General features: G+C 71.6%; 14 protein-coding genes. 9 read left to right on the forward strand and 5 right to left on the reverse strand.

Annotated features, from left to right (window positions below; translation table 11 throughout):
- Positions 1-8: 8 nt before the first annotated feature.
- Positions 9-1409 (forward strand): amino acid ABC transporter substrate-binding protein/permease, encoded by a 1401-nt coding sequence (locus tag OCS65_RS21800; protein WP_231386008.1) that lies wholly within the window; start codon positions 9-11, stop codon positions 1407-1409.
- A complete protein-coding gene (locus OCS65_RS21805) occupies positions 1406-2176 on the forward strand; it encodes an amino acid ABC transporter ATP-binding protein (RefSeq protein ID WP_006944900.1) in 771 nt (256 codons plus the stop codon). Before OCS65_RS21800 ends, OCS65_RS21805 begins: the two co-directional genes overlap by 4 nt.
- A 40-nt stretch (positions 2177-2216) precedes the next feature.
- On the opposite strand, the gene OCS65_RS21810 is transcribed toward OCS65_RS21805, so the two are convergent.
- Positions 2217-2642 carry a DoxX family protein gene (locus OCS65_RS21810; RefSeq protein ID WP_006944906.1) on the reverse strand — a complete coding sequence of 142 codons (426 nt, stop codon included), beginning with the start codon at positions 2640-2642 and terminating at the stop codon, positions 2217-2219.
- A gap of 163 nt (positions 2643-2805) precedes the next feature.
- Here OCS65_RS21810 and OCS65_RS21815 point away from each other — a divergent pair, with 163 nt between their 5' ends.
- Entirely contained in the window at positions 2806-3360 is a 555-nt protein-coding gene (locus OCS65_RS21815) for a VOC family protein (RefSeq protein ID WP_221776569.1), read from the forward strand.
- Complete coding sequence (locus tag OCS65_RS21820) at positions 3361-4341, forward strand: pirin family protein (protein ID WP_065922884.1); 981 nt, start codon at positions 3361-3363, stop codon at positions 4339-4341.
- Between the two features lie 68 nt (positions 4342-4409).
- On the opposite strand, the gene OCS65_RS21825 is transcribed toward OCS65_RS21820, so the two are convergent.
- Both OCS65_RS21825 and OCS65_RS21830 read right to left on the reverse strand, forming a co-directional pair.
- Positions 4410-5468 carry a maleylacetate reductase gene (locus OCS65_RS21825; RefSeq protein WP_029542080.1) on the reverse strand — a complete coding sequence of 353 codons (1059 nt, stop codon included), beginning with the start codon at positions 5466-5468 and terminating at the stop codon, positions 4410-4412.
- Positions 5469-5520: 52 nt separating this feature from the next.
- On the reverse strand, positions 5521-6351 hold the full coding sequence (locus OCS65_RS21830; protein WP_006944914.1) for a TatD family hydrolase: 831 nt from the start codon (positions 6349-6351) through the stop codon (positions 5521-5523).
- Between the two features lie 36 nt (positions 6352-6387).
- Between OCS65_RS21830 and metG the strand changes: the two genes are divergently transcribed.
- The 5 genes from metG to OCS65_RS21855 all read left to right on the forward strand — a co-directional run bounded on the left by metG (position 6388) and on the right by OCS65_RS21855 (position 12636).
- Complete coding sequence (gene metG, locus OCS65_RS21835) at positions 6388-7935, forward strand: methionine--tRNA ligase (RefSeq protein WP_050034773.1); 1548 nt, start codon at positions 6388-6390, stop codon at positions 7933-7935.
- Positions 7936-7977: 42 nt separating this feature from the next.
- Complete coding sequence (locus tag OCS65_RS21840) at positions 7978-9156, forward strand: DUF2786 domain-containing protein (RefSeq protein WP_006944919.1); 1179 nt, start codon at positions 7978-7980, stop codon at positions 9154-9156.
- Positions 9157-9263: 107 nt separating this feature from the next.
- A complete protein-coding gene (locus OCS65_RS21845; protein ID WP_174824796.1) occupies positions 9264-10409 on the forward strand; it encodes an FAD-dependent oxidoreductase in 1146 nt (381 codons plus the stop codon).
- Positions 10406-11281, forward strand: a complete 876-nt coding sequence (locus OCS65_RS21850; protein ID WP_006944922.1) for an RNA polymerase sigma-70 factor — start codon at positions 10406-10408, stop codon at positions 11279-11281. Before OCS65_RS21845 ends, OCS65_RS21850 begins: the two co-directional genes overlap by 4 nt.
- 50 nt (positions 11282-11331) lie before the next feature.
- Positions 11332-12636 carry an aminodeoxychorismate synthase component I gene (locus OCS65_RS21855; RefSeq protein ID WP_065922885.1) on the forward strand — a complete coding sequence of 435 codons (1305 nt, stop codon included), beginning with the start codon at positions 11332-11334 and terminating at the stop codon, positions 12634-12636.
- Here OCS65_RS21855 and OCS65_RS21860 read toward each other — a convergent pair.
- Together OCS65_RS21860 and OCS65_RS21865 are read right to left on the reverse strand one after the other, a co-directional pair.
- Positions 12575-16555, reverse strand: a complete 3981-nt coding sequence (locus OCS65_RS21860) for a WD40 repeat domain-containing protein (protein ID WP_263507596.1) — start codon at positions 16553-16555, stop codon at positions 12575-12577. The two genes, OCS65_RS21855 and OCS65_RS21860, sit on opposite strands and share 62 nt — an antisense overlap.
- Positions 16556-16941: 386 nt before the next feature.
- Entirely contained in the window at positions 16942-18336 is a 1395-nt protein-coding gene (locus OCS65_RS21865; protein WP_006944928.1) for an alanine/glycine:cation symporter family protein, read from the reverse strand.
- Positions 18337-18358 lie beyond the last annotated feature (22 nt).

Consider the following 18358-nt stretch of genomic DNA (forward strand, 5'->3'; position numbering starts at 1 on the left):
TGCTCGGCATGCTCGGCGCGCTGCTGCTCGCTGCCACCCCGGCGGCCCTGGCGCAGTCCCCCGCCGCCGGCCGCACCTACGTCATCGCCACCGACGTGACCTTTGCACCCTTCGAATTCCAGAACGAGCAGGGCGACTTCGTCGGCATCGACATGGACCTGATCCGGGAGATCGCGGAGGATCAGGGCTTCACCGTGGAGGTTCGTCCGCTGGGCTTCGATGCCGCCCTGCAGGCGGTGCAGGCGGACCAGGCCGACGGCGTGATCGCGGGCATGTCGATCACGGAGGAGCGCAAGCAGGTCTTCGACTTCTCGGATCCCTATTTCGAGTCCGGCGTGCAGATGGCGGTACTCGCCGGCAACGACGAGGTCGCGTCGTACGCCGATCTGGCAGGCAAGCGCGTCGCGGTCAAGAACGGCACCGAGGGCGCCGCGTTCGCCGAGTCCATCAAGGGCGAGTACGGGTTCACCACGGTCTACTTCGCCGACTCGGCGAGCATGTACGACGAGGTCCGCACCGGGAACTCGGTCGCGGTCTTCGACGACTACCCGGTGCTGGCGTACGGCATCGCCCAGGGCAACGGGCTGAAGACGGTCACGGAGAAGGAGGCCGGTGCGAACTACGGGTTCGCGGTGAACAAGGGCCGCAATCCCGAGCTGCTCACCGCGTTCAACGCGGGCCTGCAGAATTTGCGGGACAACGGCCGCTACGACGAGATCGTGGAGAGTTACCTCGGCGAGGGCGCCGTGCAGGCCGACAACTCCATCCCCGGCCTGCTCCGCAGCACCTGGCAACTGCTGCTCGAGGGGCTGTGGCTGACCCTCGTGCTGTCGGTCGTCTCGATCGCGATCGCGCTGGTGCTCGGTGCGCTGTTCGGCCTCATGCGGGTCTCACGCAACATCGTCCTGCGCGGGATCGGCACCGCCTACGTCGACGTCTTCCGCGGCACCCCGCTGCTGGTGCAGGCCTTCTTCATCTACTTCGGCATCCCGGCCGCGGCCGGATTCCAGATGTCGGCGTTCACCGCGGGCATCATCACGCTCTCGCTCAACGCGGGCGCGTACATGGCCGAGATCGTGCGTGGCGGCATCCTGTCCGTCGACAAGGGGCAGATGGAGGCCGCCCGCAGCCTCGGCATCGGCTACCTGCCCGCGATGCGCAAGGTGGTCATGCCCCAGGCGGTGCGCACCATGATCCCGTCGTACATCAATCAGTTCGTGATCACGCTGAAGGACACCTCGATCCTGTCGGTGATCGGCATCGCCGAGCTCACCCAGACCGGGCGGATCATCATCGCCCGCAACTTCCAGTCGTTCCAGATGTGGCTGATCATCGGGGTGATCTACTTCGTCGTCATCATGGCGCTGACCAAATTGTCGGACCGACTCGAGAAGAGGATCAACCGTTGACCGAGGCAGCCGCGGCCCAGCCGCTCGAGGACGGTCGCGAGGTGAAGATCCGCGTGCGCGGCCTGAAGAAGTCGTTCGGCGAGAACGAGGTGCTCAAGGGCATCGATGTGGACATCCTCGCCGGCGAGGTGGTGTGCGTGATCGGCCCCTCCGGTTCGGGCAAGTCGACGTTCCTGCGATGCTTGAACCGGCTCGAGGACATCAGCGCCGGTTCGGTGGTGGTGCACGGGTTCGACCTCGCCGACCGGAAGATCGACATCGACCGGGTGCGCCGCCACATCGGGATGGTGTTCCAGCACTTCAATCTCTTCCCGCACATGACGGCCCTCGAGAACATCGTGCTCGCGCCGGTGCTGACGAAGCGGGCGACCAAGGAGGAGGCACGGACGCGGGGGCTCGCCCTGCTCGACCGGGTGGGGCTGAGCGAGAAGGCCGACGCGAAGCCGGCCAACCTGTCCGGCGGGCAGAAGCAGCGCGTCGCGATCGCACGGGCGCTGGCCATGAATCCGGACATCATGCTGTTCGACGAGGCGACCAGCGCCCTCGACCCGGAGATGGTGGGCGAGGTGCTGCAGGTGCTGCGCGACCTGGCGGCCGAGGGCATGACCATGGTCGTGGTCACGCACGAGATGGGCTTCGCCCGGGAGGTCGCCGACCGGGTGCTGTTCATGGCCGACGGGTACGTCCTCGAGGAGGGCACGCCGAAGGAACTGTTCGGGAGCCCCCGCCAGGAACGGACCCGCGACTTCCTCGCGAAGGTGCTCTGAGGCCGGCGCCCGGTTCCCGGGCGCCGGTCCTCACCCACGGCTACGCGGTCTGCAGGAACCGCACCCGGCGGGCGAGCAGGGCGTCGACGCTGTAGGCGCCGGCGCCGACGACGGCGAGCACCAGCGCACCCGCGCCGAGGGCCCCGACGAGTTCCCATCCGCCGTCGGTGACGTAGATGCCGTTGCCGATGTGGACGACGAAGAACGCGCCGAGCATGTTGATCAGCAGCAGGACGCCGAAGATCGGCACGAGCAGGCCGATGATGAGAGCGATGCCACCGAGCGTTTCCACCCAGGTGGCGTAGAAGGCGGACAGCGCGGGCACGGGCACGTCCATGCCCTCGAATCCGGCCTTGGTGGCGGAGTATCCCTGGTTGATCTTCTGCAGGCCGTGGGCCAGGAAGACGATGCCGATGACCACTCGGGCGACGAGCAGCCCGACGTTGCGCAGGACGGGGTTGTTCATGGAGATGACCTTTCGGTGCGGGCGGTGGGGGGCTCGTCCTTCGATCGAAGCCGCGTCCACGGTAGCTGCGCAAGGTTGAAGGTTCAACCTTGGGGTGCCCGAGCGCCCCGGCTGCCGGAAGGTCGGGGGCCGAAAAGTAGTTGATTAATCAACAATGTGGAGTATGCTCCTCGTCGAAGGGGCAATCACCGGCCGAAGGAGCACTATCGTGGCAATCAGCGTGGAAGAGGAGCGCAGCCGCCGATCCGCGACGCTGCGGGAGGAACTGCGCAGCCGTTACCTCCGGCCGGTCGACGAGCGACCCGCGTCGTCGGCCCGCGGGCTGCACCACACCGCGCTCGTCAGCAGCGACGTCGAACGCACCGTGCGCTTCTACCAGGACGTGCTCGAATTCCCTCTCACCGAACTGATCGAGAACCGTGACTACCCCGGTTCCTCGCACTTCTTCTTCGACATCGGCAACGGAAACCTGCTGGCGTTCTTCGACTTCCCCGGACTCGACGTCGGGCCCTACCGGGAGGTCCTCGGCGGCCTGCACCACATCGCGATCAGCGTCGAGCCCGGCAGGTGGGAACGCCTGCGCACCAAGCTGACCGACGCCGGCGTCGAGCTCGTCGAGCACAGCGAGGTCTCGCTGTACTTCCGCGACCCCGACGGCGCCCGCATCGAACTCATCGCCGACCCCCTCGGCGAGATGTACGGAAACAAGGTCCTCTAGATGAGCAACGTCGACGCCGAGCCCACCGAGATCCGCTGCGAAACCGAGCCCGCCCCCACCCGTGTGCAGATCATCACCTCCCGCGAGGTGCCGCTCGGCGGCCCGCGCGCGATGCCGGTCCGCCGCACCCTGCCGCAGCGCGCCCGGTCCCTCATCGGGGCCTGGTGCTTCGCCGACCACTACGGGCCCGACGACGTCGCCGCCACCGGCGGAATGGACGTCGCGCCGCACCCGCACACCGGCCTGCAGACGGTGAGCTGGCTGTTCGCCGGCGAGATCGAGCACCGCGACAGCCTCGGCAAGCACGCGTTCGTCCGCCCCGGCGAACTGAACCTCATGACCGGCGGCCACGGCATCGCCCACTCGGAGGTCTCCACGCCGGCCACGACGGTCCTGCACGGCGTCCAATTGTGGGTGGCCCTGCCCGACGCGCACCGCGGCGCACCCCGCGACTTCCAGCACTATGCCCCCGAACCCGTCCGGATCGAGGGCGCGACCGTGAGCGTGTTCCTCGGCTCCCTCGCCGGGTCCGCGTCGCCCGTGCACACCTTCACCCCGCTGCTCGGCGCCGAGATCACCCTCGACCCGGGCGCGACCGTCGAACTGGCCGTCGATCCCGAGTTCGAGCACGGTCTGCTCGTCGACACCGGCAGCGTCCGCCTCGCCGGCACCGTCCTCGCCCGCTCCGCGCTCGGCTACGTCGGCACCGGAGTCCCCACGCTCCCCCTGACCAATCTCACCGTCGAACCCGCGCGGGCCGTCCTGCTCGGCGGTACGCCGTTCGGCGAGGAGATCGTCATGTGGTGGAACTTCGTGGGCCGTAGCCACGACGAGATCGTCGCGTTCCGGGACGAGTGGCAGCGCGAGGGGGAACGCTTCGGGCGGGTCGAGGGCTACACCGGGAAGGTGACACGGCTACCCGCGCCGGCGCTGCCGAACGCGCAGATCCGGCCGCGCCGCAACCCCCCGACCGCCCCCTGAGTGAGCACACACCGAGTGAGCACACACCGAGTGAGCACACACCGAGGGCACACACCGAGCGCGCACCGTCACTCGGGGCGGACTCCGGCATAGGCGTCCCCGAGCAGGCGCCGCACCCCGACCCGGGTCACCTCCCGCGGGTTGGGGTACTGCCGCTCGGTGGCCAGGTGCGCCGCCTCGTCGAGGTCGCCCTCGGACATCCCCAGTTCGGCGAGCGTCGTCGGGCCGCCCGCCGCCGCCACCAGGTCGAAGACCCCGGCCGGGGCCGTGGGGGTGCCGAGGGCGTCGGCAATGCGGCTCATCACGGTCGGCACCGACGGCGCGTTGAACGCCATCACATGCGGTAGCACCACGGTGTGCGTCGGCGCGTGCGGCAGGTCGAAACTGCCGCCCAGGACATGACACAGCTTGTGGTGCAAGCCCATTCCCACCGCGCTCAGGCACGTGCCGGCCAGCCACGCCGCGAGCAGCAGATCCGAGCGGCCCTCCCGGTCCGCGGCGTCGGCGCCGAGGACCGGCACGCCCCGGGCGATCGCGCGGATGGCCTCGAGCGCCAGCGTGTCGACGATCGGGTTGGCATGCTCGGCGTACAACGCCTCCACGGCATGCGCCATCGCGTTGATCGCACTGGTCACCGCCATCGGGATCGGCATCGACAGGGTGAACTCGACGTCGTAGATGACGGTCTCGGGCAGGATGGCCGGCGACGAGTGCGTGGTCTTCACACCGTCCGCGGTTTCCCCGAGGACGGGAGTCACCTCGGATCCGGCGTAGGTGGTCGGCAGGATCACCTGGTCCACGCCGGTGCGCACCGCGATCGCCTTCGACAGTCCCGTCGTCGACCCCCCGCCCACGGCGACGACGGCATCGATGTCGTGTTCGGAGACCAGGCCCAGCACCTTCTCGGTGACCGCCACCGGCGTGTGCATGACGGCGCCGTCGAACCGGGCGACCTGCAGCCCACCGAGGGCCTTCTCGACGAGTTCCACCTGCGGACGGACGTGCTCACCACCCAGCAGGAGAACCCGGGAGCGGTCGAGGCGGCGCACCTCGTCGGCGACCCGCGCCGCGGTTCCCGGCCCGAACACCACCCGTGACGGCTGAGCGTTGTAGACGAAGCTGTGCATGCCGTCCATTGTCCCGGCCGCACGGGCCGGCCGCCTCGGAACGGCGACACCGTTACGAAAGTCCGTACACCCGTTCGGCGTTCGCGGTGGTCGCGGCGGCCAGCTCGGCCGGGTCCGCGCCGCGCACCTCCGCCAGCGCCCGCACCGTGTACGGCAGGCAGTACGACTCGTTGGGCGCGCCGCGGAACGGATGGGGCGTCAGGAACGGAGCGTCCGTCTCCACCAGCACCTGCTCGAGCGGCACCAGCGGGGCCGCGGCACGCAGCGCCGCGGCGTTCTTGAAACTCACCGTCCCGGAGAAGCTGAGCAGGTAACCGGCGTCGACGCAGGCCCGCGCCATGTCCGCGTCCGACGAGAAGCAGTGGAAGATCACCGTCTCCGGCGCACCCTCGTCGTGCAGCACGCGCAGCAACTCGGCGTCGGCGTCGCGGTTGTGGACCATGAGGGTCTTGCCGAGCCGTTTGGCCAGGTCGATGTGCCAGCGGAAGGCGTCCTCCTGCTCGATCGGGTCGGCGCAGCCGTCGAGCTTGCCGGGCCAGTACAGGTCCAGGCCGGTCTCCCCCACCGCGACCACGCGCGGGTCGGCGGCGAGCTTCTCGATCTCGGCCCGGGTGGCGTCGTCGAGCGCGTTCGCCCGGGTGGGGTGGATCGCCACGGCGGCGTAGACCCGCTCGTCCCAGTGCGCGGCGTCCACGGCGAAGCGGGCGGCGACGATGTCGTCGGCGACGGTGACGACCCGTCCGACCCCGACCGCGGCCGCCCGGTCGAGGATCGCCGCCACCGACTCGGCGTCGTGCGCGCCGCACGCGTCGAGGTGCGTGTGGGCATCGACGAGAGGCGAGAGCGGCTGCGGAGGCTCGGGCGCGGGGCGGGTTCGGCTCACGGCCCATACACTATCTACCTATAAAGTGGACGCACCATGACTGTTCCTGCCGCCTCCCGCCCGCCGTTCTACCTGACGACCGCGATCGCTTACCCGAACGGCGCCCCGCACATCGGCCACGCCTACGAGTACATCTCCTCGGACGCGATCGCCCGGTTCAAGCGCCTCGACGGCTTCGACGTGTTCTTCCTGACCGGCACCGACGAGCACGGCCTGAAGATGCAGCAGACGGCGGCGAAGGAAGGCCTGGACGTGCGGGACCTCGCGGCCCGCAACTCCGGGGTGTTCGAGGCCATGGACAAGTCGCTGAACATCTCCTTCGACCGGTTCATCCGTACCACGGACGCCGATCACCGCGAGGCGAGCAAGGCCATCTGGCAGCGCATGGCCGACAACGGCGACATCTACCTCGACACCTACTCGGGCTGGTACTCGGTGCGCGACGAGGCGTTCTACGCCGAAGCCGAGACGACGGTGCTCGAGGACGGTACGCGCATCGCCACCGAGTCGGGCACCCCGGTGGAGTGGACGGAGGAGTCGACGTACTTCTTCCGGCTCTCGGCGTATCAGGACAAGCTGCTGAAGCTGTACGAGGAGCGACCGGACTTCATCGCCCCCGCCACCCGGCGCAACGAGATCGTCAGCTTCGTCTCCGGCGGGCTGAAGGATCTGTCGATCTCCCGCACCACCTTCGACTGGGGCGTGCCGGTGCCGGACCACCCCGAGCACGTGATGTACGTGTGGGTGGACGCGCTCACCAACTACCTGACGGGCGCGGGCTTCCCCGACACCGAGGCGGAGTCGTTCCGCCGCTACTGGCCCGCGAACCTGCACATCATCGGCAAGGACATCACCCGGTTCCACACCGTGTACTGGCCGGCGTTCCTGATGTCGGCCGGAATCGAGCTGCCCGAGCGGGTGTTCGTGCACGGCTTCCTGTTCAACAAGGGCGAGAAGATGTCCAAGTCGGTCGGCAACGTCGTCGACCCGCTCGAGATGGTCGAACAGTACGGTCTCGATCCGCTGCGCTTCTTCCTGCTGCGGGAGATCTCCTACGGCCAGGACGGCAGCTACAGCCACGAGGCGATCGTGACCCGCGTCAACGCGGACCTGGCGAACGAACTCGGCAACCTGGCGCAGCGCTCGCTGACGATGGTCGCCAAGAATCTCGACGGCGTGGTGCCGACCCCCGGCGACTTCACCGAGGACGACCGCGCGCTGCTCGCGCAGGCCGACGCCCTGCTCGAGAAGGTCCGGGCCGAGTTCGACGTGCAGGCACTGCACCTCGCACTGGAGACGATCTGGCACGTGCTCGGCGAGACGAACCGGTACTTCTCCGCGCAGGCACCGTGGGTGCTGCGCAAGACGGACCCGGCCCGGATGGCGACGGTGCTGTACGTGACGCTCGAGGTCGTGCGGATCGTCGGCCTGCTCGTGCAGCCGGTGATGCCCGATTCGGCCGCGAAGATCCTCGACCTGGTGGGCCAGGACCCGCAGGCGCGGCAGTTCGCGGACATCGCCACACGCCTCGCCCCGGGCACCCCGCTGCCGGCCCCGGCCCCGGTGTTCCCGCGGTACGAATAGGCATCCCGCCGCCTGTCGGTGGCCTCGTGCACACTCCCGCGCATGGGGCGAGATAGAACATACTTTCGACAGGCGCCGGCGGGGTCCGGGGCATCCGACGAGGTCTTCCACCTCGGCACCCGGCCACTTCTCGACGAACTGTGCGCCGCCTACGAGCGCGGCTGGCAGCCCGCCGACGTGCTGCACGTGACGGCCCGGTCCGGCGACGCCACGGACGTCCCACTGGCGGCCGCCGCGGTGCTGTACGACGCCCGGCGCAGCCACGCGGCCGACCGGGCGCCCATGGACTGGGTGCAGCAGCTCGGTGTGATCGCGGAGCGCTGTCCCGGTGCCGCGCGGATCGCCGAACGGGTTCCGCCCGACGCACCGGTGCGCCACCTCGGCGTCGAACTGCTGCGCGAGCTGCCCGGCCTGTCCCGCTTCCAGGTGATGGGGCTGGCGTTCGCCTGGAAGTACCTGCCGCGGTTCGCCCCTCTCCTGCCGCCGCCGTCGCAGTGGCCGCCGTTGCGCCCGGTCCCCGCGGCCGGCGAATCCCTGTGCCCGGACCCGAGGGTGCTCGCACGGATCCGCGGCCTCCTGGCGAAGGCCGAGTCCACGGACTATCCGGAGGAGGCCGAGACCCTCACCGCCAAGGCGCAGGAGCTGATGACCCGGTACGCGATCGGCGCGGCCCTGCTCACCGGCGCCGAGACGGGCGCCGCGCGGGGGCGCCGCCTGCACGTCGACAACCCGTACGCGAAGGAGAAGGTGCTGCTGCTCACCGCGATCGGGAACGCGAACCGCACCCGCACGGTGTGGTTCACCAAGGTCGGGATCGCCACGATCGTCGGCGCCGACGTCGACCTGCAGCAGGTCGAGGTGCTGTTCACGTCGCTGTCGGTGCAGGCGAGCCGGGCCGTGCGCGCGGCCGGGACCGGGGGCCGCACCGGCGGCGCGGCGACGGCGTTCCGTCGCGCCTTCCTGGCGGGGTTCGCATACCGGATCGGCGAACGGCTGCGGCAGGCCGACGTGCGCGCCACCGCGGCCGCCGCGGCCGACGCGAGCATGGCCGTCACGCAGCTCGCCCCGTTGCTGGCCCGTCGCTCCGAGGCCGTGGACTCGGAGTTCCGCCGGTTGTTCCCGACGACCCGGTCGACGCGCACACGCAGCGTCGACGCCGAGGGGTGGTTCGCGGGCCGGGACGCGGCCGAGTCGGCCTTCCTCACCCCCGGTTCCCCGTAGCGGGCCGGCCGTGTGAGCACTGCCACGCCGCACCCTGTCACATTCGCGGGCCGGCCGGTGTCCCATGCACGACCGCGAAATCGTCGACAGCAGAAGGGGTGGTCAGGATGGCAACCGACGTGGTGGTGCTCGGGGCCGGGTACGCGGGCGTGATGGCAGCGAACCGCATGCTCGCCGCGCATCCGGAGGTATCGGTGACGGTCGTCAACCCGCGACCGGTGTTCGTCGAGAGGGTGCGGCTGCACCAGCTCGCGGCCGGATCCGGTGCGGCCGCGCACGACCTCGCCGAGGTGCTGCACCCGGCGGCGGTCGTGCACCTCGGCACCGCGGTGCAGATCGGTGCGGATCGTGTGCTGCTCGCCGACGGGACGGCGCTGCCGTTCGACGTGGCGATCTACGCCGTCGGCAGCGGCGCCGGCGTGCCCGCGATCCCGGGCGCCGACCGGCTGCACTCGCCGGCCGAGTTCGAACGCGCCATGGACACGGCCGCCGCGCTCGACAGGCTCGGCGACGGTGCCGGCGTGGTGGTCGTCGGCGGCGGGCTCACCGGCGTCGAATCGGCCGCCGAGATCGCCGAGGCGCATCCCCACCTGACCTGCACCCTCGTCGGGGACCCCGTCGCACACCTGCCCGGCGCCACCCGGCGGTTCGTCGCCGCACGGCTGCGACGGCTCGGTGTCCGGGTGCGGCCGGGCCGGGTCGTCGCGGTCACCGGGCGGGAGGTGCTGCTCGCCGACGGCGAAGCGGTGCCCGCGGAACTCACGATCTGGGCGGGCGGCTTCACGGTGCCCGACCTGGCCCGGCGGAGCGGGTTGCCGGTCGACGGGACCGGTCGGCTCCGCGTCGACGCCACCCTGCGGAGCACGGGCGCAGCCAACGTCGTGGGGGTGGGCGACGCCGTGACCGTCGACGGCCAGGATCACATCCGGATGAGCTGCCAGGCGGCGCTGCCGCTCGGCGCGCACGGCGCCGACACGGCATGGGCGCTGCTGGCGGGCCTGGAGCCGCAGCCGCTGTCGCTCGGTTTCGTGGCGCAGTGCATCTCGCTGGGCCGGGCCTCCGGCGTCGTGCAGCGCACCCGCCCGGACGACACGGCCCGCGGCGGCGCCCTGCGCGGTACGTTGGGCGCATTCGGCAAGGAGATGGTGGTGCGCGGAACGGTGTGGACACTGCGCCGGCAGGCACGGGGGCACGGCTATCCCTTCCCGAAGGGACCGGCCGCTGCGCACGATCCGATCGCGGCGCCGCGATGACGCACGACGAGCTGTTCACCCGGCACCGCGGCCTGCTGTTCGGCATCGCGTACGAGATCACCGGCAGCGTCGCCGACAGCGAGGACATCCTGCAGGACAGCTACCTGCGGTGGGCCGAGGTGGACCTCGACGAGGTCGCCAACCCCCGGGCGTATCTGAGCCGCGTGGTCACCCGGCAGGCGCTGAACGCGCTGCGCACCGCGCAGCGTCGCCGGGAGGACTACGTCGGGCCGTGGCTGCCCGAGCCGGTACGCACGGCGCCGGATGCCGCCGAGGACGTCCTGCTCGCGGAGTCGGTGTCGATGGCGATGATGCTGGTGCTCGAGACACTCGGCCCGCTCGAACGGGCGGTGTTCGTGCTGCGCGAGGTGTTCGGATTCGACCACGCCCAGATCGCGGCGGCGGTCGGCAGGCCGGAGGCGACGGTGCGGCAGATCGCCCACCGCGCCCGAAGCCACGTGCACGCGCGGCGCAAGCGGTACACGGCGTCCGGCGCGGAGACCCGCCGGGTGGTCGAGGAACTGCTCGCCGCCGCCGGCACCGGCGACGTGGAGGCGCTGATGAAGGTGCTGTCCCCGGAGGTGGTCTACGTCGCCGACGGCGGGGGCAAGGCGACGGCCGCACGGGTTCCGGTGTCCGGGGCGAAGAAGGTCGCGCGGCTGTTGCGGAACCTGGGGCGCAGGCCCCTGCCCGACATGCGCTTCGAGTTCGCGTCGTTCAACGGTCTGCCCGCGCTGGCGGTGTACTCGGCCGAGCGGCTCGACCTCGTGATGATGATCGAGACGGACGCGGGCCTGGTCACGGGCCTGTATGTGGTGCGGAACCCGGACAAGCTCGGCGCGGCGGACAGGGTGATGCCGCCGGTCCACTGAACGCCCGGTGTGATTCGGCCCGTTCCGGCATCCCGTGGGAGGCTGTGCTCATGCGGATGGAACGGCTCGGCGCCGGGGGTGGCCCGGCGCAGGTGCTGCGGGTGCTGGGCGCCCGCGCCGAGGCGGCGGGAGCGCCCCCGCCGGCCGCACTGACCGGCACGTGGTTCGGCGCGGCGGCGGTCCTCGCGCCCCACGTCGAGGCCGTCGCCACCCCGCCTTCCGACGCGTTCGTCCTGCGCGAGGGCCCGTCCCTGCGCACCCGCGACGACGGGCCGGTCGTCGGCGGGGGGTGGATCGGCTACCTGGCGTACCCGGACCGAGCCCCCGCCCACCCGGCGTTGCCTCGCGCGGCCGGGGGGTGGGCGGACACCGTGCTGCGACTCGACCACGACGGCTGCTGGTGGTATGAGAGCCTCACCGACGCGCCGTGCCCGGCCGGGCTCGCCGCCGCCGTCCGCGAGGCGCCCGAGGCTTCCGGGCGGGCGCCGTGGCATATCGACTGGACCGCGCCGGACCGCGGCGCCCATCGCCGCGGCGTGCGGCAGTGCCTCGACGCGATCCGGGCCGGCGAGGTCTATCAGGCGTGCGTGTGCACTCGCTTCACCGGCGCCTGGTCGGGCAGCCCGCTGCACTTCTTCGCCGACGGGATCGAGCGCACCGCGCCGGCCCGGGCCGCCTACGTCGCAGGCGGGTGGGGGGCGGTCGCGTCGCTGTCGCCGGAGTTGTTCCTCGCCCGCCACGACGACCGGGTGACGTCGAGCCCGATCAAGGGCACGCTCCCGATCGGCGCGGATCCGGCCCGGCTGCGCGCGTCCGTCAAGGACGTCGCGGAGAACGTGATGATCGTGGACCTCGTGCGCAACGACCTCGGACGCGTGGCCGAGACCGGAACCGTCACCGTGCCGGATCTGCTCGGGGTGCATCGGGCCCCCGGAGTCTGGCACCTGGTGTCCACCGTCGCGGCCACGCTGCGGGCCGGTGTGGACACCGCGCGGTTGCTCGGGGCCGCGTTCCCGCCGGCCTCGGTGACCGGCTGTCCCAAGCTCCGGGCGCGGGAGTTCCTGCGGGTCTGGGAGCCGCAGCCGCGGGGCGTGTACTGCGGCACCGTGGGCATGGCCAGCCCGCTCGCCGGGCTGGAGCTCAACGTGGCGATCCGCACCGTCGAGTTCGGCGGCGGGGACGCGGGCACGCCGGGGTCGTGTGGTCTCGGCGTCGGCGGTGGCATCACCATCGATTCCGATCCGGACGCCGAATGGCAGGAGTGCCTCGACAAGGCCGCCAGCATCCTGGCGCTCAGCCCCCGCACACCGTCCGGCCGGCCACCGGCAGATCGGACTGCGGCAGCGATGCGGTGATCCGGCCCGTCGTCGCCGCGCAGATCCGCGCGATGATCGACTCGACGTCCAGGCCCCACGTGCGCACCATCCCGTCGCCACCCGCCGCGATCACGGCGTTGCTGCCCGGCAGGAAGCCCACCTGCCACCGGCCGACGCCGACGTCGGTGATCGGGCCGCCCACCGGGTGCATGTCCTCCGGGTCGCCGACGTGCCACAGGCGCACCGTGCCGTCGTCGCCGCCGCTGACCACCTCGTGGCCGTTCGGCGTCACCGACACCGAATAGACGGTGCCGGTGTGCCCGCGCAGCGCCTCGGGGCGGACGGTGAACGACCCGTCGGGTCCGCGGTCCCACACGCGGACCGTGTGGTCGTCGCCGCCGGTGGCGAGGACGTTGCCGTCGGCGCTGAACGCGAGGGCGTTGACGCCGGTGGCATGGCCGTCCGACACCGGCACCGGGACCGGGGCCGCGGGATCGGCGACGTTCCAGGCGTAGAGCGAGCCGTCCGCGCTCGCCACCACCAGGTGCCGGCCGTCCGGCGCGAACGCCGCCGCCCGGATCAGGTTGGTGGGGCCCCCGAGCGGGGCGCCCCACGGCGCCGGACGCGCCGGATCCGACACGTCCCACAGCACGAGGGAGTGGTCGTCGTCTCCCGTGACGAGGGTGGTGCCGTCGGGACCGAATGCGAGTTCGGACGTGAACCGGGTCTCGGTGACGATCGGGTTCGCCCAGAGCCGCGGAACGGTGGGGTCCCGGACGTCCCACAGGTGGATCTCGCCGTCCGTCGTCGAGGCCGTGGCCAGTGTGCTGGCGGAGGGAGACAGGGCGGTCGTCACCGCACCCCCCAGCGGTCGCGGGCGGTTCACGGCACCGAGCGGCGACCAGCGCCCGTCGGGGCCGATCCGCCACAGCGGCACGGTGGCGTTGTAGCCCCCGGTCGCGACAAGCGAGCCGGTGCGGTCGATCGCCGGGAGGGTCAGGGCGGAATCCGCGACCGGGACGCGTCCGCGCGGCAGCGTCCAGACCCGGATGGTGCCGTCGTGACCGCCGGTGACCAGCGCGGCACCGTCGGGGGTGAACGCGAGCGCCGGGACGCCGCCGCCGTTGCCGGCGAGGGCCGGCCGCATCTCGTCGACCGCTCGCGTCGCCGGGTCGATCGACCACAGCTTCGCGGTCCCGTCCCACGACGCGCTCGCCAGGGTGCGGCCGTCGGGCGCGAACGCCACGGTCCACACCCCACCGGTGTGCGCCTGCACGGGCGGGCCGGCCGGCCGTACCGCCCCGGGCTCGGCGGTGTCGAACAGCGTGAGGACGCCGTCGTCGCTGCTGACCGCGAGGGTCCGGCCGTCGGGGGCGAACGCGACGGAATGCGCCACGTCGCGGAAACCGGTCAGCGGCTCGCCGAGCGGCGCGGCGGCCTGGTCGGTCAGGTCCCACAACCGCACCGAGCGATCGTCGCTCGACGTGGCCAGCACGGTGCCGCCGGGGTGGAACGCCACGGTCCGCACGGCCGCCCCGTGCGCGGGCAGGACGGTGCGGGGAAATCCCCGCGTCCGGGGTTCGCTCGTGTCGACGAGCACCACCGACCCGTTGTCGTACGGCACGGCGAGCAACCGGCCGTCCGGGCTGAACCGCACGTTGTGGATGACCTCCGGCACGAGCACCTCGGCGGTGAGCAGGGCGACCGGCCGGTCGCGATCCGTGACGTCCCAGATCCACACCGCGCCCGTCGCCCCACCCGCCGCGAGCAGGGTGCCGTCCGGGCTGAACGAAACCGATGCCAGATACTCGGGCTCGCCCGACACCAGCGCTCCGAGCGGCCGCGGGGCGGTCCGGTCCGACAGGTCCCACAAGCGAACGCTGCCGTCGTCGCTGGCCGAGGCGAGGGTCGTGCCGTCCGGCGCGATCGCCACCCCGTAGACGGGACCGCTGTGGCCTTCGAGAGGCAGCGCCAGCGGCATCTGCTCGGTCGCGACGAGCCGCGAGTACGCGACCTCGCTGTCCGGCTTCAGCTGCCACGCCGCGAGCGCCAGCTGGGCCGCGGTCGACGGGTCCTTCTCGCGCATGGAGTCGGCGAGCGCGACGACCTGCTGGAACTGGGCGGCACTGCGCTCGGCCTCCGCGCGGTTCTTGCCGGCCCAGGCCAGCGTCCCCATCACCACCGCGACGATCGTGGACAGCACGAGGGCGGCGATCGCGCCGTTGCGGATGCGGGTCCGCCGGCGGATCTGCCGCCGCGATTCCCGGAGGAAGTCCACCGCGGTCGGGCTCAGCGCGGCCTCGACGCCGACGGGCCGCGTCCGCCCCGCGAGGTCCCCGGCCTCGTGCTCGGCGACGAGGTCCATCCGGCCGCGCTGGTAGAGCAGGTCCGCGTGCCGGCGTCCCTCGACCCACCCGGCGGCGTCCGCCTCGATCTGCTGGCACAGCGCCGCGTACGAGCGGTCCGCCTGGATCCAGGACTTCAAGCGCGGCCAGGCGTCGATCACGGCGTCGTGCAGCAGCTCGACGCTGCCGGCGTCGACGACGAGGACGCGAGCGGTGACGAAGTGGTCGACCACCCGGCGCCCCGCGTCGACGTCGTCTCCGGCGACGGCGAGCAACCGGTCCAGCGGACGCCGGATCTTCACGTCGGTGCCGGTGTCGGTCACATAGACCAGGTGCACGAGCATCGCGCGAGCGAGGCGGCGGCCACGGTCGTCGAGCTCCTCCCACGCGCGTTCCGCGCTGGCGGCGATCGATCCGCGCACCCCGCCGGTGGCACCGTAGCCGGCCACGGTCAGGTGGCCGCCACGCCGGCGTTCCCACAGGGTGTCGAGCAGGTGGGACAGCAGCGGCAGCTCCGCCCCGCCGACGTCGTCGGCGGTCAGCACGCCGAGGTCGTGCAGGATCAGCTCCACCAGCCCCGGCTCGAACCGCAGGCCGAGCAGCCGCGCCGGTGCGGAGATCACCTCCACCAGATCGTCGCGGGTCAGGGGCTGGACCGTCTTGCTGTGCCGCTCCAGCGCCCGCGCCAGCACGGGATACGTCACGGCCCGGTCGTAGAAGTCCGACCGCAGCGTGGCCACCACCGCGATCGGGGTGTCGCCGTCGCCCACGGTCGCGGCCCGCTCGAGGAGCGCCAGGAACGCCGAGCGTTCGGCCGGGTCCTCGCAGTGGGTGAACAGCTCCTCGATCTGGTCGACGACGATCAGCAGGCCCGAGCTGCCCTGACGGCCGGCGGCGGCGCGCAGCCGCGCGACGGCGGAGGGCTCGTCCGCGTCCGAGATGTCGGCGAGTTCGGGTATGCACTCGACGAGCTGCGCCACGGGGTGCCGCCCCGGAGTCAGGACCACCGGCCGCCAGCGGCCGTCGCGGCACAGTTCCGGGATGAGGCCGGCCTGCACGAGCGAGGACTTGCCGACGCCGGAGGCGCCGGTCACCACGACGATGCCGTGCCCGTGGGCGGCGACGACGGTCTCGACGAGCTCGCGCACACTCCGGCTCCGGCCGAAGAACAGCTGCGCGTCGCGCTCGCGGTACGCCTCGAGTCCCCGGTAGGGCCGCACACCGGTGGGCGGCGTCGCGGCGGGCGCCTCGGACGTCTCCGCCCGGGCCCGCCCGGCTGGTCCCCGGGCGAGTTCCCACCACCGTTCCCACCGCTTTATCGAGTAGAGGCCGGGTGCCGGCGGCTGGGCGTGCAGGGCCCGGGCGGCGCGGATCAGGACGACCAGGACCGGACGGATCGCCTCGAAGGTGGCGGGCACCCGGGCGCCGGATCGCCAGTCGCTGAGCCGCTGCACCGACACGGTGCGATCGCTGCCCACGGCGCGGGCGACGGCCGCCGCCTCGGAGGAGACCTTCTTGAGTGCGGGACGCCCCGCCGCCGCGAACAGAATCCGGAGCTGGTCGGCGAACACCTGCCGCGGCTCAGCCTCGGTTCGCTCGTCCGCCGGTTCCATCTCCCGCATCCTCCCTGCTCCGCACCCCTCGAGAGCCCGGATCGTCCGCTGCGGAAAAACTCCTCACCAGCCCTGACCTGGGATGATATCGCGAGCGGCACGCGAACCGGTTGGTCGCCCCGGATATACCCGACAGAGTTGTTCCCGAGCGGGAAGACCCCGCGACGCGCTGCACCTCCGCACCGGCCGGAACCCGACGAGGGGTGGTTCCGCCCGAGGCGGAGGGAAGGCAGCGCGCGACCCGAACCGAGGGATCGTGTACAAGCTCGTCGACCGGATCGTCAACGGCGTTCCGCCCACGTTGGTCGCGGCCCTGATCGTGGCCGTCGCCGTGTTGCTGATCGTCGCGCTCTCCTCGGCCGCGCCGTAGCGACGGCCGGCCGCGCCTACCGGGCCGGCGTGCTGCTGCCCTTCTCGCCGAGCAGGTACGGATCGCGGGCGAGGTACTCCTTCGTCTCGCGGGCGATGAGACCCGAGAGGACGAGCAGGCCCACCAGGTTGGGCAGTGCCATCAGCCCGTTCATCACATCGGAGAAGTTCCACACCACCTCGAGCTCGGTGGTGGCGCCGACGTAGACGACGAGCACGAAGATCGCCCGGTACGGGAGGACGCCGCCCCGGCCGACGAGGCGTTCGACGCAGCGGTCGCCGTAGTACGACCACCCGAGGATCGTCGAGAAGGCGAAGAACACCACGGAGATCGTGACGATCCAGCTGCCCCAGTCGCCGCCGAGGCCGTCCGAGAAGGCGAGCGAGGTCATTGCCGCGCCCTGCTCGCCGGACTTCCAGGCGCCGGTGGTGATGATGACCATGCCCGTGAAGGTCACGACGATGATCGTGTCGATGAACGTCTGGGTCATCGACACGAGGCCCTGCCGCACCGGATGGGTGGTCTGCGCCGCGGCGGCGGCGATTGCGGCGCTGCCCATGCCGGACTCGTTGGAGAAGATGCCGCGGGCCACGCCGTAGCGCAGGGCGATCATGAACACCGAGCCGATGAAGCCGCCGGTCGCGGCGGTTCCGGTGAATGCGTCGGAGAACACCAGGGCGAACGCCTGCGGGATATCGGTGATGTTGACCGCGAGGACGATGATCCCGGCGCCGACGTACAGCAGGATCATCGCGGGCACGAACCCGGCGGTGACCTTGCCGATGGACTTGATGCCGCCGAGCAGCACCGCGGCGGCGAGCACCGTCATGACTATGCCGGACAACCAGGTGGGCACCCCGAAGGTGGAGTCCATCTGGGTGGCGACGGTGTTGGCCTGCGTCATGTTGCCGATGCCGAAGCTGGCGAGCACGGCGAACACCGCGAACATCAGGCTCAGCGCCAGGCCGAACTTGTTGGGGATGGCGCGGGCCAGGTAGTACTGCGGGCCGCCGGACTGCTCGCCCTTGGCGTCGGTGACGCGGTACTTGACGCCGAGGAACGCCTCCGAATACTTGCTGGCCATGCCGACGAGACCGGTGACCCACATCCAGAACAGGGCGCCCGGGCCGCCGAAGTAGATGGCAGTGGCGACACCGGCGATGTTGCCGACGCCCACGGTGGCGGCCAGCGCGGTCGTCAGCGCCTGGTACTGGGAGATGTCACCCTCGGTGGCGTCCGGGTCCTTGCGGATGATCAGCCCGAGCCGCAGGGCCGGCCACAGCTTGCGGAACTGCACGCCCCGCAGCCGCACCGTCAGGATCACGCCGGTGCCCAGCAGCAGCGGTATGAGCAAGTACGGCCCCCACACCACCGACGCGACCTCGACGAGGAATTCGTTCACCGACTCCATCCGTACCTCCTGCTGCGCGGTA

Source organism: Rhodococcus aetherivorans (assembly GCF_025722975.1).
Lineage (GTDB): Bacteria > Actinomycetota > Actinomycetes > Mycobacteriales > Mycobacteriaceae > Rhodococcus > Rhodococcus aetherivorans.